15 protein-coding genes are annotated in these 13,537 nt (G+C 64.4%); 7 read left to right on the forward strand and 8 right to left on the reverse strand.

Annotated features, from left to right (window positions below):
* Positions 1 to 13: 13 nt before the first annotated feature.
* Positions 14 to 409, reverse strand: coding sequence for a nuclear transport factor 2 family protein (locus tag MUB52_RS00730; protein WP_263842266.1), 396 nt, complete (start codon positions 407 to 409; stop codon positions 14 to 16).
* Positions 410 to 724: 315 nt separating this feature from the next.
* On the opposite strand from MUB52_RS00730, the gene MUB52_RS00735 reads away from it, so the two are divergent.
* The 3 genes from MUB52_RS00735 (at position 725) to MUB52_RS00745 (ending at position 2,461) form a co-directional block, all read left to right on the forward strand.
* Entirely contained in the window at positions 725 to 1,621 is an 897-nt protein-coding gene (locus tag MUB52_RS00735; protein ID WP_263842267.1) for a LysR substrate-binding domain-containing protein, read from the forward strand.
* Between the two features lie 140 nt (positions 1,622 to 1,761).
* Positions 1,762 to 2,118 (forward strand): DUF883 family protein, encoded by a 357-nt coding sequence (locus MUB52_RS00740; RefSeq protein ID WP_263842268.1) that lies wholly within the window; start codon positions 1,762 to 1,764, stop codon positions 2,116 to 2,118.
* A gap of 1 nt (position 2,119) precedes the next feature.
* Complete coding sequence (locus MUB52_RS00745; protein WP_263842269.1) at positions 2,120 to 2,461, forward strand: hypothetical protein; 342 nt, start codon at positions 2,120 to 2,122, stop codon at positions 2,459 to 2,461.
* 33 nt (positions 2,462 to 2,494) lie between these two features.
* Here MUB52_RS00745 and MUB52_RS00750 read toward each other — a convergent pair whose 3' ends face one another.
* From MUB52_RS00750 to MUB52_RS00760, 3 genes are all read right to left on the reverse strand, one after another.
* A complete protein-coding gene (locus tag MUB52_RS00750; protein ID WP_263842270.1) occupies positions 2,495 to 3,232 on the reverse strand; it encodes a DsbA family protein in 738 nt (245 codons plus the stop codon).
* Complete coding sequence (gene rlmN / locus MUB52_RS00755) at positions 3,232 to 4,416, reverse strand: 23S rRNA (adenine(2503)-C(2))-methyltransferase RlmN (RefSeq protein ID WP_263842271.1); 1,185 nt, start codon at positions 4,414 to 4,416, stop codon at positions 3,232 to 3,234. Before rlmN ends, MUB52_RS00750 begins: the two co-directional genes overlap by 1 nt.
* 83 nt (positions 4,417 to 4,499) lie before the next feature.
* Positions 4,500 to 5,033 (reverse strand): invasion associated locus B family protein, encoded by a 534-nt coding sequence (locus tag MUB52_RS00760; RefSeq protein WP_263842272.1) that lies wholly within the window; start codon positions 5,031 to 5,033, stop codon positions 4,500 to 4,502.
* Positions 5,034 to 5,210: 177 nt separating this feature from the next.
* Here MUB52_RS00760 and MUB52_RS00765 point away from each other — a divergent pair, with 177 nt between their 5' ends.
* On the forward strand, positions 5,211 to 6,191 hold the full coding sequence (locus MUB52_RS00765; RefSeq protein ID WP_263842273.1) for an asparaginase: 981 nt from the start codon (positions 5,211 to 5,213) through the stop codon (positions 6,189 to 6,191).
* Here MUB52_RS00765 and MUB52_RS00770 read toward each other — a convergent pair whose 3' ends face one another.
* Together MUB52_RS00770 and serB are read right to left on the reverse strand one after the other, a co-directional pair.
* Positions 6,192 to 6,506: a YciI family protein gene (locus tag MUB52_RS00770; protein ID WP_263842274.1), complete on the reverse strand. Its 315-nt coding sequence runs from the start codon at positions 6,504 to 6,506 to the stop codon at positions 6,192 to 6,194.
* Positions 6,507 to 6,567: 61 nt separating this feature from the next.
* Positions 6,568 to 7,446 carry a phosphoserine phosphatase SerB gene (serB, locus tag MUB52_RS00775; RefSeq protein ID WP_263842275.1) on the reverse strand — a complete coding sequence of 293 codons (879 nt, stop codon included), beginning with the start codon at positions 7,444 to 7,446 and terminating at the stop codon, positions 6,568 to 6,570.
* A 158-nt stretch (positions 7,447 to 7,604) separates the two neighbouring features.
* On the opposite strand from serB, the gene MUB52_RS00780 reads away from it, so the two are divergent.
* The 3 genes from MUB52_RS00780 to MUB52_RS00790 all read left to right on the forward strand — a co-directional run bounded on the left by MUB52_RS00780 (position 7,605) and on the right by MUB52_RS00790 (position 11,308).
* The gene (locus tag MUB52_RS00780) at positions 7,605 to 8,798 is read left to right on the forward strand and encodes a phosphoserine transaminase (RefSeq protein ID WP_263842276.1); all 1,194 of its coding nucleotides are present in this window, start codon (positions 7,605 to 7,607) and stop codon (positions 8,796 to 8,798) included.
* A gap of 92 nt (positions 8,799 to 8,890) precedes the next feature.
* Positions 8,891 to 10,486 (forward strand): phosphoglycerate dehydrogenase, encoded by a 1,596-nt coding sequence (serA, locus tag MUB52_RS00785; RefSeq protein WP_263842277.1) that lies wholly within the window; start codon positions 8,891 to 8,893, stop codon positions 10,484 to 10,486.
* A gap of 60 nt (positions 10,487 to 10,546) precedes the next feature.
* A complete protein-coding gene (locus MUB52_RS00790) occupies positions 10,547 to 11,308 on the forward strand; it encodes a metallophosphoesterase family protein (RefSeq protein ID WP_263842278.1) in 762 nt (253 codons plus the stop codon).
* Here MUB52_RS00790 and tdh read toward each other — a convergent pair.
* Both tdh and MUB52_RS00800 read right to left on the reverse strand, forming a co-directional pair.
* Positions 11,305 to 12,336 carry an L-threonine 3-dehydrogenase gene (tdh, locus tag MUB52_RS00795; protein WP_263842662.1) on the reverse strand — a complete coding sequence of 344 codons (1,032 nt, stop codon included), beginning with the start codon at positions 12,334 to 12,336 and terminating at the stop codon, positions 11,305 to 11,307. The genes MUB52_RS00790 and tdh overlap by 4 nt on opposite strands.
* Before the next feature lie 8 nt (positions 12,337 to 12,344).
* Complete coding sequence (locus MUB52_RS00800; RefSeq protein WP_263842279.1) at positions 12,345 to 13,532, reverse strand: glycine C-acetyltransferase; 1,188 nt, start codon at positions 13,530 to 13,532, stop codon at positions 12,345 to 12,347.
* Positions 13,533 to 13,537 lie beyond the last annotated feature (5 nt).

Consider the following 13,537-nt stretch of genomic DNA (forward strand, 5'->3'; position numbering starts at 1 on the left):
CCTGCGGGTCCGGTCACCGGTTGTCAGAACCAGATTCGCTCTGATCCACGATCCGGATCAGGGTGCCCAGCCTGATCTGAAACAGGCTCCGCCCCGCGATGCGGACCTGCTGCCCGGCGCGCCATCCATTTGGCAAATCCACCGCCACAACGGCGGTGAAGGTAATCTCAGCCAGCGTGGTATCGGAAACGGTCATGGCTTGCTCGACCACCTGACAGCGCCGCGCAAACGCCCGCGCGCCCGTCTCGGCCAACGACCGGAACGCTTCCAAGCCTCTCGCCTCTGCCGTGACAGCGCCGTCAACCAAGTTCTGGAAGCGAACGTCATGCGAAACCAGCCGGAGCATGCCCGGGACGTCGCGCCGGTTGTAGGCTGCCAGATATCGTCGGATCTCGGCCGGCAGTGTCATCAGGCGCCTGAGATCACAGCCAGTGATGACCGAGGGGGCGCCGGTGCGGTGGTGTTTGGCAATCAATCAAGCCAATATCTCTCCGCATATGCGCAGACAGCTCCAGACCGGTCATACCTCGCGAGAGCCGTACGGGAGCGGACCGGGCAGACGCACCAGACAGCTTGAAAGATATTATCTTTTTCAAAACATTATGATATGGTTTCATGGTGTGAACCTCGATCAGGAACGGCCTCTGCCGCCGTCGAAGTATCGCCGAACGCCGCGAGCGTTCCCAACAAAAGCCGAGATACAAGGTATAAGTGAGGTTTATGTATGAGCCGCTCTCCGCTTCCCCCGCTTGCGGCCGCGCGTGTCTTCGAGGCAGCGGCGCGCCACGGCAACTTCACCGCGGCCGCATCGGAACTGGGGATGACACAGGCGGCGGTAAGCTATCAGATCAAGGTCCTGGAAGAGCGCGTCGGCGCGCCCCTGTTTCACCGCCAACCGCGCGGCGTACGGGTCACTGCGGTCGGCGCGCGGTTGGCCGACCGGATGACGGCTTCGTTTGACATGATCGCGGATGCCTATGCCGAGGCCAGGGGCACGTCTCAGGGCCTGCTCTCGATCAGCGCCATCCCGACCTTCGCGACCAACTTTCTCGCGCGGAGGCTCGGCCGGTTCCAGATGGCAAACCCGGATATCGCGGTCCGCATCGAGGTGAGCGAGACGCTCATCGACTTCAATGCGACCGGCTTTGATGTGGCAATCCGTGGCGGCAAGGGAGACTGGCCGGGGCTGACCAGTCACCTGATCATGAAAACCGCCTTCACCCCGATGCTCAGCCCCGCACTGGCCGAGACGGTCGGAGGGGTCAAGACGCCTGAAGACCTTGCCAAACTGCCGATCCTCGCCCCAGCCGATCCATGGTGGCGGTTCTGGTTCGAAGCCGCTGGTGCCTCAATGGCGGAGTTCGACAAAGGTGCAGCAGGCAATTTCGGCCCGATGGTGATCGAAGCAAATGCGGCCATGGCCGGACATGGGGTTGCGATGCTCACGCCCGATTTCTTCCGCGAGGAGATCGAGCTTGGGTTGCTGGTGCAGCCATTCGAGCTCGCCTGCGACAACGGCAGCGCCTACTGGCTGACCTACCCGGAAAGCCGACGAACTTCGCCCAAGATCAGGACGTTCCGCAAGTGGCTGGATGCCGAGATGGAGCGCTTCAACAGCTGACCGATGGTAGGCCTGCAGCACCCGGCGTGACGAAGCGCGTTCGAAAAGATCTTGGAACTTTTCCGCAGATCTCGGCGTTTTATTGCCGAACACCACAGCACGGGGCCGCATCGGCCCCCTTTTAACTTCAGGAGGGCCAAATGGCACAGGCACGTACAAATGGCAAAGCCGACATCAACGACGTGACGGCGCAGATCGACACGATCAAGCAGGACATCGCAGCCCTGACAGCGCTGGTGACCGACGTCGCAACCGACAAGAAGGACGAGGCGCGCGAGCACGCTGCCGCACAAGCCGCAGCCTTCAAATCCTCCGCGGCCGACACCATTGCCGATGCGCAGGAGAAGGCCCGCGCAGCAGGCGAACGGGTTCGGTCGGACGCGGAAGTGGCCTACTCCAAAGCCGAAGAGACGGTGCGACAGCAACCCGCAATGGCGGTTGGCATCGCCGCCGGCATCGGCTTCCTCGTCGGCACTATGATGGCGCGCCGGTCGTAAGATGATTGCGCGTATTCGCAAGACGCTGCGTCACACTGCTCAACGCTTTGCGTTGGGCAGCTTCGGCGCGCTAATGGGCTTGGCCGGTCTTGGGTTTCTGAGCGCCGCAGCGCTGATGCTTCTACTCACGATGACCGACCCGATCACCGCCTGCGCAATCATGGGCGGGAGCTTTCTGGGCATCGGATTGCTCATGATGGCCATCGCCGGAACATCCAATCGCGAGGAGAGCTCTCAGAGCCGACCGCAGACGGACGCGCAGACGCAGGACATGCCACCGCTCGCGGCAGCCTTCCTGCAAGGGGTGGCGCAGGGCATGGCACAACAGCAACGACGACACTGAGACAGGGGCCGCGGATCCGCGGCCCTTCCTTAATCAGACGCAGCCGAAAGCGCCGCGCTCTTTCTCCAACGCGATCAGGACCGACAATTCGTCCTCCGAAAGTGCACCGACCACAACGGTGCGCCCGACAACCAGACCGGGCGTGCCGGGCATGTCGAGCGCCCGGCCCAAAGCCAGTGCATCCTGCACCTGCTCTTCAATTGCCGGGCTTGCGGCGTCACGCGCAAGTCGATCCGCATCGAGGCCATGGCGCGCAGCGACGTCGCGCAGACCCACCAGCCCTGGCCGCAGAACATTCTGCATCATCGCGAGGTGGATCTCGGTATGTGGCGCCTGCTGGGCCGCGGCGAGTGCAACCTTCGCCGCCCGGACCGACCTCTCGCCCAGCAGCGGAAGCTCGTGAAAGATGAGCGATATACCGGCGTCCGCAGCCTCGAGATCCGCCAGTCGCCGGTCGAGCACAGCGCAGTAAGGACAGTAGTAGTCACTGAATACGGCAACCGGGAGCAGGCCCGCGGCCGGTGCCTGCGGAAAGATCGCGGCACAAAGGTCGCCTGTCAGCCGGCCGCGCGCTGCCGCTTCCTCCGGCGTCTGCAACCCCGCGAGGACATCGACACCCCCCGACAGCGCGCCCCGCTCCAGCCGGCGGAAACCTGGCAGACCCGGCATCTCGCTGAACTCAAACGGACTGTTACGGCGGCGCAGGATCGGAGGGATCGCGAGCGCGACCGCACAGGCGCCGCCGATGATCAGGAGGTCGCGCCTGCGCATCACGCGCCTGCGATCCCCGCTTCGGCCTCGATCTGACGGCGCGATTTGCGCGCGCGCTCCGTCGCCGATTTCAACTGACCGCAGGCGGCCATGATGTCCTCGCCCCGAGGCGTGCGGATGGGCGACGCATAGCCCGCCTTGTAGATGATATCGGCAAAGGCCCGGATGCGGTTGTTGGACGAGCGCTTGTAGGGCGCACCGGGCCATTCGTTGAACGGAATGAGGTTGATCTTGGCCGGGATCCCATCAATCAGCTCGATCAGGCGCCGCGCGTCCTCATCCGTGTCATTCACGCCGTCGAGCATCACATACTCAAAGGTGATCCGCTCGGAGTTCGACACTTTCGGATAGCTCCGCAGCGCGTCCAGAAGCTCGGCAATGTTCCAGCGCTTGTTGATCGGAACCAGCTTGTCGCGGGTCTCGTCGGTGGTGGCATGGAAACTCACCGCCAGCTGACAGCCGATCTCTTCCGCAGTGCGCGCGATTTCTGGAACGACACCGCTGGTCGACAGCGTGATGCGGCGGCGGCTGAGCTGAATGCCCTCGGCGTCCATTGCGATCTTCATCGCGTCGCGTACGTTCTCGAAGTTGTAGAGCGGCTCGCCCATGCCCATCAGCACGATGTTCGACAGCAGACGCGTTTCGTCCTTGGGCGCACCGATCTTCGGCCATTCGCCCAGATCGTCGCGCGCCATCATCACCTGCCCGATGATTTCGCCCGCTGTCAGGTTGCGCACCAGCTTCTGCGTACCGGTGTGACAGAAGGAGCAGGTCAGCGTGCAGCCCACCTGGGACGAGACACAGAGCGTGCCGCGCCCCTCCTCGGGGATATAAACAACCTCGACCTCATGCCCGCCGGCGATACGCACCAGATACTTGCGCGTGCCGTCTTCGCTCACCTGTTTCGACACCACCTCGGGGATCTCGATCACGAAACGCTCTTTGAGGTCAGCGCGCAGCCCCTTGGCCAGGTTCGTCATCGCGTCCAAGTCGCGCACGCCCCATTGGTAGATCCACTGCCAGATCTGGCGCACGCGCATCTTCGACTGCTTTTCGGGCACACCCGCTTCGACCAGCGCGGCGCGCATGGCCTCACGCGTCAGCCCGACGAGGTTGACGGGCCCGTCCGGCAGCTTGCGCGGAATGGTGTGAACATCCTGAGTGATCGGCGCGGTGGCAGACATGGGCTTTCCTGACGTGACCAAGATGCGCCTCTATATAGAGGTTTGCGCCCGGATCAAAAGGAATTCGCCACGAATTCGCGCGCTCAGCTCGCGCAGCGCTTCTGGGCCTCTTCCAACGCGGCGGTGAAGCCGAGAAGCGAGAACGTATCCTGGGTCGTGGTGCCGCGGCTCGACAGCCCGGTCACCACAGCGTTCGCACCCCGTTTCATTGCCTCCACGATCTTGGTATCTTCCTGCGCGTTTTCGGACCAGGCCCATTCACCGGAGGTGAACAGCGAGAAGTTGGTGCCGCCGATCTCGAGGTTGACCTTCGAGCCATCTGCAAACGGATAACCGCCGGTGAAGGTCACAACGCCATTGGCATCTGCGCCCGGACGGTAGAAGACCATCAGCAGGATCTGCCCCCGGTTGGCGGCAACCACGCGTCCATCGCGGGTGTTGACCACCTCCTTGGGCACCGAGACGCCCCAGCATTCCTTTGGATCGGTATCCTCATAGACACCCCAGTCGGTCTTTTCCGCCACCAGGTTGCTGCTGCTCTGATCCTGCGCCTGTGCGCTTGCGGCGGCCAATGCCAGTGCCGAAACCAAACCGGCAAACCCGTTGAAAATTCGCATGTCTACAGCCTCCAGCCGTCTTTAACCTCAATGCCTCGCGATCTGCCTGGCGCGCCTTTTTCGACCCGCTCTCTTGCAAGACCCGACAATCTTCTCGACAAGTGTCACACTAGCGCAAAATCCGCGAGACAGGAACGGCTGATTAGCAGGTTTTTGCCAAATACTTGAGGGTTAAAGATGACGCAGGCGGCACCCATGGTCGAGGTCTGGCGCGGCGACTTTCTGGAGAGCGCCCATGCCGGTCACGCGGTCGTTTGCGACGCGTCGGGCCAGATCGTCGACGCCTGGGGCGATGCGGACGCGGTGGTGCTGCCGCGCAGCTCGGCCAAGATGATCCAGGCGGTGCCGCTGATCACCTCGGGCGCTGCCGATGCAGCCGGGCTCACGCCTGCGCACCTGGCGCTGGCCTGCGCCTCGCACAATGGTGCGGCCATTCACACCGACCGCGTGGCCGACTGGCTGAAGACGCTCGATCTGGACGATGATGCGCTACGCTGCGGGCCGCAGATGCCCGACAACCGCGACGCGCGGGAAGGTCTGATCCGTGCGCATATTGCGCCCTGCCAGATGCACAACAACTGCTCGGGCAAGCACACCGGGTTTCTGACGCTGGCCAAGCATCTCGGTGCCGGGCCCGAGTACATCGACGCGGCTCACCCGGTCCAGGTGGCGGTGCGCGACGCCTTCGAGGCGGCGACAGGCGAAACCTCCCCTGGCTTCGGCATCGACGGCTGCTCCGCCCCCAACTTCGCGTGCAGCCTGCACGGCATGGCGCGCGCGATGGCGCAGTTCGCCGCCGCACCCCCGGACAGCGCCGAGGCGCGGTTGCACGAAGCCATGCGGCTGCATCCCGATCTGGTGGCCGGAGAGGGCCGCGCCTGCACTGAACTGATGCGCGCCATGGACGGAAAAGTCGCCATCAAAACCGGGGCCGAGGCCTTTTTCACCGCCATCCTACCCGAGCAAAAACTGGGCATCGCGCTCAAGATCGTCGATGGCAGCACCCGGGCGTCCGAATGCGTGATAGCTGCCATTCTCGTCAAACTCGGGGTTCTGGCAGCAGACCACCCGGCCACGTGCAAACGGATGAATGCACCGATCCTGAACCGCCGGAAGATCCAGACCGGCTGGATCCGGCCGACGGCAGCGCTTGCCTGATCAGATCTCGTGAATCTCGGCCACTTCGACAGAGCCCGATCCGTCTGTGACGATGGGGCATCCCTTGGCCATCTCGACAGCGGCTTCGATTGTGTCCGCCGCAACGACGCTGAAACCCGTCAATGGATTGGCTCCGCCGTCGTCCTCGACACCCTGAGCCGTGACGGTTTTCGATAGGCCGACGGGATTTCCGGGGTTCACAACGGCATCGCCCATGCCATCGAACCAGGCGGTCCAGGCGGCCATGGCTTTCTCCCCTTCTTCCTGAGTCGTCGGCGTCTCCCCACCGTGATAGGCAAATACATAGTCCGGCATAGCGGTTCTCCCTCCTCGGTCGGAGAGCACGTTACCACGTCTCAAACTGAGTCGTCGCCGATCAGGCCGTGGCGAATTCGGTCACGGCGTAGCCTTGAAGGTAAAGGAGCGCGGTCAGGTCACCGTGATTGATCCGCACGTCACATTGCGCGGCCACGGCCGGTTTCGCGTGCAGCGCGACGCCCGTGCCGGCCCGGTGCAACATGCCCAGATCGTTCGCACCGTCGCCCACCGCGATCACATCCTTTTCGGCGATCCCCAGACGGGCCGTGATCTCCGCCAGCGCATCCACCTTCGCCTGCTTGCCGAGGATCGGGGCGGCCACGTCGCCGGTGAGCCGCCCTCCTTTGGACAACAGGGTATTGGCGCGGTGCTCGTGGAACCCCAGCTCCGCCGCGATGGCCTGCGTGAAATCCGTGAACCCGCCCGAGACCAGCGCCGCGTGACCCCCATGGGCTTTCATCGTGGCCAGCAGCACCTTGCCGCCCGGCATGGGCTCGATCCGCTCGTCCAGCACCTTTGCAATGGTGGTCACGGGCAGATCCTTCAGCAGACCCACCCGGGCCTGCAGCGCCTCTTCGAAGTCGAGCTCGCCGTTCATGGCCCGCGCCGTGATCTCCTTTACGTGCGGGCCCACGCCTGCCTCGTCAGCGAGCTCGTCGATGCATTCCTGCCGGATCATCGTACTGTCCATATCCGCCAGAAGCATGCGCTTGCGCCGCTCCGCACTGGGCTGCACCACCAGATCGACGCCCTGCGCCTGCACCTCCGCCCAGACATCCCAGCGGTTGCCCGGCATCTGGCTCACCTCGAATTCCGCCGCCTCGTCCGGCGCCAGCCACTGCACGGCGCCGCCGCCCCAGGCGTTGCGCAGCGCCTCGACAAGCGCGGGGTCCAGCGAGCGCGCGGCGGGCGCGGTCAAAAGCGTGGCTGTGTACATGACAGAAGTTTCCGATTGGCGCGGGGTGTGACGCAAAAAAGCGAAGCTGCGGCGTTCTAGCGCCGTTTTTTGCGTTGCGCCAGAGTCGCGCGCGCCATAGACCCGCCCGTGGGACACCCTTCCCCAACGAAGGGCGCATATCTGGAAGGATAGCATTGATGGCTACTCATGATCCGGTGTCGCACGATGACGTGCGCACCTCTGAAACGCGGCCGGCGGATGGTCGACCCGTTGCAAAACCGGCGAACCCGCGTTTCTCCTCCGGCCCCTGTGCCAAACCCCCCACATTCGATCTTGCTGCGCTGGCCGACGCGCCGCTCGGCCGCTCGCACCGCGCCGCCGAAGGCAAGGCCAAGCTGCTGGCCGCGATCGAGCGGACCCGCGAGATCCTCGGCGTGCCCGCCGAGTACCGCATCGGGATCGTGCCCGCCTCGGACACCGGCGCCTTCGAGATGGCGATGTGGTCGATGCTGGGCGCGCGCCCTGCCGAGATGGTGGCCTGGGAAAGCTTCGGCGCAGGCTGGGTCACGGATGTGGCCAAGCAGCTGAAGATCGAGCACAGGGTGCACACCGCGGACTATGGCGAGATCGTCGATATGGCCGCGCTGAACTACGACAATGACGTCTGCTTTACCTGGAACGGCACCACCTCCGGCGTGCGCGTGCCCTCGGGCGATGTGATCCCCGCAGATCGCGCAGGTCTCACGCTCTGCGACGCGACCTCCGCCGCCTTTGCGGTCGATCTGCCCTGGGACAAGCTCGATGTGACCACCTATAGCTGGCAGAAGGTGCTGGGCGGCGAGGCAGCGCACGGGATGCTGATCCTATCCCCCCGCGCCGTGGAGCGGCTCGAAAGCTACACCCCGCCCTGGCCGCTGCCCAAGATCTTCCGCCTGAACAAGGGCGGCAAGCTGATCGAGGGCATCTTCACCGGTGCTACGATCAACACGCCGTCGATGCTGTGCGTCGAAGACTATCTCCTCGCGCTCGACTGGGCCGAGTCCGTCGGCGGGCTCAAGGGCCTGATCGCGCGCGCGGATGCCAACACCACCGCCGTATCGGCCTTTGTCGAGGCGCATGACTGGATCGACTTCCTCGCCCGTGACCCCGCGACGCGGTCCAACACCTCGGTCTGTCTGAAGTTCACCGATGCGCGGATCACCGACGGTGCGGCTTTCGCCAAGGCCATCGCCAAGCGGTTGGCCGATGAAGGTGTGGCGCTGGACATCGGTGCCTATCGCGATGCCCCTCCGGGCCTGCGCATCTGGTGCGGTGCCACCGTCGAGACCGCCGACATCGAGGCAATGCTGCCCTGGCTGGCCTGGGCCTTCGACACTGAAATCTCCACCTGAACCACGGGTGGCCTGAAAGCCCACCCCACCTGCCTGCGGGTACGGTGGGCCTTGGGCCACCGCTCCGCACTTAGCTCACAAGGACCCACCCTATGGCTCCCAAAGTTCTCATTTCCGACAAGCTCTCCGACGCTGCCGTGCAGATCTTCCGCGACCGCGGGATCGAGGTCGACTTCCAGCCCGATCTGGGCAAGGACAAGGAAAAACTCGCCGCCGTCATTGGCGACTATGACGGGCTTGCGATCCGCTCCGCCACCAAGGTGACGGAAAAGATCCTCGAACAGGCCACGAACCTCAAGGTGATCGGCCGCGCCGGGATCGGCACCGACAACATCGACAAGGAGGCGGCCTCCAAACGCGGCGTGATCGTGATGAACACCCCCTTCGGCAATATGATCACCACCGCCGAGCATGCGATCGCGATGATGTTCGCCGTGGCCCGGCAGATCCCAGAGGCCAGCGCCTCGACCCATGACGGCAAATGGGAGAAGTCCAAGTTCATGGGTGTCGAGCTCACCGGCAAGACGCTTGGCGTGATCGGCGCGGGCAATATCGGCGGCATCGTCTGCGACCGCGCCCGCGCACTGAAGATGAAGGTGTTGGCCTACGACCCCTTCCTGAGCTCCGACAAGGCAGCGAAGATGGGTGTCGAGAAGGTCGAGCTTGACGACCTTCTGGCGCGCGCCGACTTCATCACCCTGCACGTCCCCTACACCGAGCAGACCGCCAACATTCTCAGCCGCGAAAACATCGCCAAGACCAAGAAGGGCGTGCGCATCATCAACTGCGCCCGCGGCGGTCTGGTGGATGAGGAGGCGCTGGCCGAGGCGTTGAAATCCGGCCATGTTGCAGGGGCGGCCTTCGACGTCTTCAAGACGGAGCCAGCCACCGAAAACCCGCTCTTTCACCTGCCGAACGTCGTCTGCACCCCGCATCTGGGGGCCGCCACCAGCGAGGCGCAGGAAAATGTCGCCCTGCAGGTGGCCGAGCAGATGTCGAACTACCTGCTCACGGGTGCGGTGGAGAACGCGCTCAACATGCCGTCGATCACCGCCGAAGAGGCCAAGGTCATGGGTCCCTGGGTCAAGCTCGCAGGGCATCTGGGCAGTTTCATCGGCCAGATGACGGACGAGCCCATTCGCGCGATCAACATCCTCTATGACGGGGTGGTCGCCAGCATGAACCTCGACGCGCTCAATTGCGGCGTGATCGCGGGCATCATGAAGCGGGTGAACCCGGATGTGAACATGGTCTCCGCCCCGGTGATCGCGAAGGAGCGCGGCATCCAGATCTCGACGACCAATCAGGACAAGTCCGGTGCCTTCGAGGGCTACATCAAGGTGACCGTGGTCACCGCCAAGCGGGAGCGCTCGGTCGCGGGCACCGTCTTCTCCGACGGCAAACCTCGGTTCATCCAGATCAAGGGTATCAACATCGACGCGGAGGTGGGCGCGCATATGCTCTACACCACCAACGAGGATGTGCCGGGGATCATCGGTGCGTTAGGGCAGACCATGGGTGACAACGGTGTCAACATCGCGAACTTCACCCTGGGCCGCGCGGCGGCGGGGGGCGAGGCCATCGCGCTTCTCTATGTGGACGAGCCGGTGCCCGCCGAGGCGCGCGCTAAGCTTGCCGAGACCGGGCTCTTCACTCAGATCAAGCCTTTGGAGTTTGACGTCGCCTGACATCTCTGTTTTAGCCGGACCGTGCGGCTCCTGTCGCTGCGCGGTCCGCTGGAGGCGGTGATGAGCGATCCGATCTATGCCATTGGCGACGTACACGGGCGGCTGGACGAGCTGCAACGTGTCCTGGCGCTCATCGAGACCGATGGCGGACCGGATGCGCAGGTTGTGCTGCTGGGCGATTACATCGATCGCGGCCCGGACAGCCGGGGCGTTGTGCAATTCCTGGTCGATGCGCAGCGGGCGGGGCGCAACTGGATCACGCTCAAGGGCAACCACGACCGTTATCTCACGCGGTTTCTCGACGACATGGCCGTTTCAGACCCGGCTGTTCCGGCCGGGCTGACGTGGTTCAACCCGCGCCTCGGCGGGGACAAGACGATGGCCTCTTACGGGGTAGACGCTTCTGAAACCTCCCCGTTAGAGCCTGTTCTTGACGCTGCCCGCAACGCCGTGCCGCAAGCGCATCGCGACTTTCTTGCCGACCTGCCGGTGATACATGTCACGGACGATCTGGTCTTCGCGCATGCGGGCATCCGCCCCGGCGTGCCTCTGGACCAGCAGGTCGAGGACGATCTCATCTGGATCCGCCGGGATTTCATCGACGACAGGACCGATCACGGCCGCCTTGTGGTGCATGGCCACACCTCCGTCGATTGGCCCGAGCACGCTGGCAACCGGGTCAACCTCGACGGCGGTGCAGGCTTCTTCCGGCCGCTGCACGCCGCCGTTTTCGAAGGACGGCAGGGTTGGCTGCTGTCCGAGCGGGGCCGGCAGGAGATCCCCAAGGTCCCCACTGCCCGCAGACGCTGGCCTTTCGGCTAGGCCCCCGTCCAGTCGAGCACCACCTTGCCCGACCGGCCCGAGCGCATGGCCGCAAACCCCGCCTCGAAGTCATCGATCTCAAAGCGATGGGTAATCACCCGACTCACATCCAGCCCGTTCTGCAGCATCGCGATCATCTTGTACCAGGTCTCGAAGATCTCGCGCCCGTAGACCCCCTTGATGGTGATCGCCTTGAAGACGATCCGGCTCCAATCGACCGGGCTCTTGCCCGGCGGGATGCCCAGCATCGCGATGCGCCCGCCCATGGTCATCGCCTCCACCATCTGGTCGAGCGCGGCCTGATTGCCCGACATCTCCAGACCCACATCGAAGCCCTGCTTCATCTTCAGATCAGCGACGGTCTCGGCCAGATCGGCCTCGGCCACGTTCACGGGCACGACATCGGCCACCGCGGCGGCCAGCGCCAGCCGGTCTGCGTTCACATCCGTGATCACCACATGCCGCGCGCCCACATGCCGCGCCACCGCCGCGGCCATGATCCCGATGGGCCCGGCCCCGGTGATCAGCACATCCTCCCCCACCAGATCGAAGCTCAACGCCGTATGCACCGCATTGCCCAACGGGTCGAGAATGGCGCCGATGTCGTCGGAAATCTCATCCGGCAGGGGCACCACGTTGAAGGCGGGCAGCCGCAGATACTGGGCGAAAGCCCCCTGCTCGTTCACGCCGATGCCGCGCGTCGCGGGATCGAGGTGAAACTTCCCCGCCCGGCTCTGCCGCGAGGTCTTGCCAATGAGATGCCCCTCGCCCGAGCAGCGCTGGCCGATGGCCAGATCCTCCACATTGGCGCCGATCTCGACGATCTCGCCCGCGAACTCATGCCCGGTGATCAGCCCCACCGGCACGGTCTTTGCCGCCCAGTCGTCCCAGTTCCAGATATGCACGTCCGTCCCGCAAATACCGGTCTTCTTCACCCGGATCAGCACGTCATCCGGCCCGATCTCGGGCACCGGGGCACGGGTCATCCACAGCCCCTCGCGCGGGTGCAGCTTGGCCAGTGCTTTCATTTCATTGGTCACGTGATCACCCCGCAGGCCTTGCCCGCCACCTCAAAGGCGCCAAGCGCCCGGTCCAGCTCGTCCCGCGTCAGGGCCGCATTCATCTGGGTGCGGATCCGCGCCTGCCCGCGCGGCACCACCGGAAAGAAAAACCCCGAGACATAGACGCCCTCGTCAAAGAGCCGCGCCGCCATGTCCTGCGCCAGCTGCGCCTCGCCCAGCATCACCGGCACGATCGGATGCTCCCCCGGCAGAAGGTCAAACCCCAGCGCCTCCAGCCCCGCCCGCCAATATGCCGCATTCTCGAAAAGGCGGGTCCGCAACGCGTCGCCCTGCTCCACCAGCTCCAGCGCCTTGAGACCCGCCGCGACAATGCTAGGCGGCAGCGAGTTGGAAAAGAGATAAGGCCGCGCGCGCTGGCGTAACAGATCGATCACCACTTGCGGCCCCGCGATGTAGCCACCGATGGCCCCGCCCAGGGCCTTGCCCAGCGTGCCGGTCAGGATATCCACCTTGACGCCCGCGTGGGCCGGGGTGCCGGCGCCTTTCGGCCCCATGAAACCGGTGGCGTGGCAATCGTCCACCATGACCATGGCATCGTATCTCTCCGCTAGCGCCTTGATCTCGGGCAGCTTCGCCAGATACCCGTCCATGCTGAAGACCCCATCGGTGGCGATCAGGATGAACCGCGCGCCCTCGTCGCGCGCCAGCTGCAACTGCCCTTCCAGATCGGTCATGTCGGAATTGGCATAGCGGTACCGCTTCGCCTTGCAGAGCCGGATGCCATCGATGATCGACGCGTGGTTCAGCGCGTCCGAGACCACCGCATCCTCCGGGCCCAAAAGCGGTTCGAAGAGCCCGCCATTGGCATCGAAACAGGCGGCGAAGAGGATTGCATCGTCCATACCGAGAAACGCGGCCAGCCGCTGTTCCAACGCGCGGTGGATATCCTGCGTGCCGCAGATGAACCGCACCGATGCCATGCCGAAGCCCTTCGGCCCCATCGCGCCCGCCGCCGCCGCGATCAGCTCGGGATGATTGGCAAGGCCCAGATAGTTGTTGGCGCAGAGGTTGATGACCGTCCGGTCGCCCACCGTGATCTCGCCCCCCTGCGGCGAGGTGATCAGCCGCTCGTGCTTCATCATCCCGTCCGCCGCGATCTGCTCCAGCGTTGCGGCGATATGGTCGAGATAGGCTTGCGTCATGTCGG

It is taken from the genome of Roseobacter sinensis (assembly GCF_025755255.1).
Taxonomy (GTDB): domain Bacteria; phylum Pseudomonadota; class Alphaproteobacteria; order Rhodobacterales; family Rhodobacteraceae; genus Roseobacter; species Roseobacter sinensis.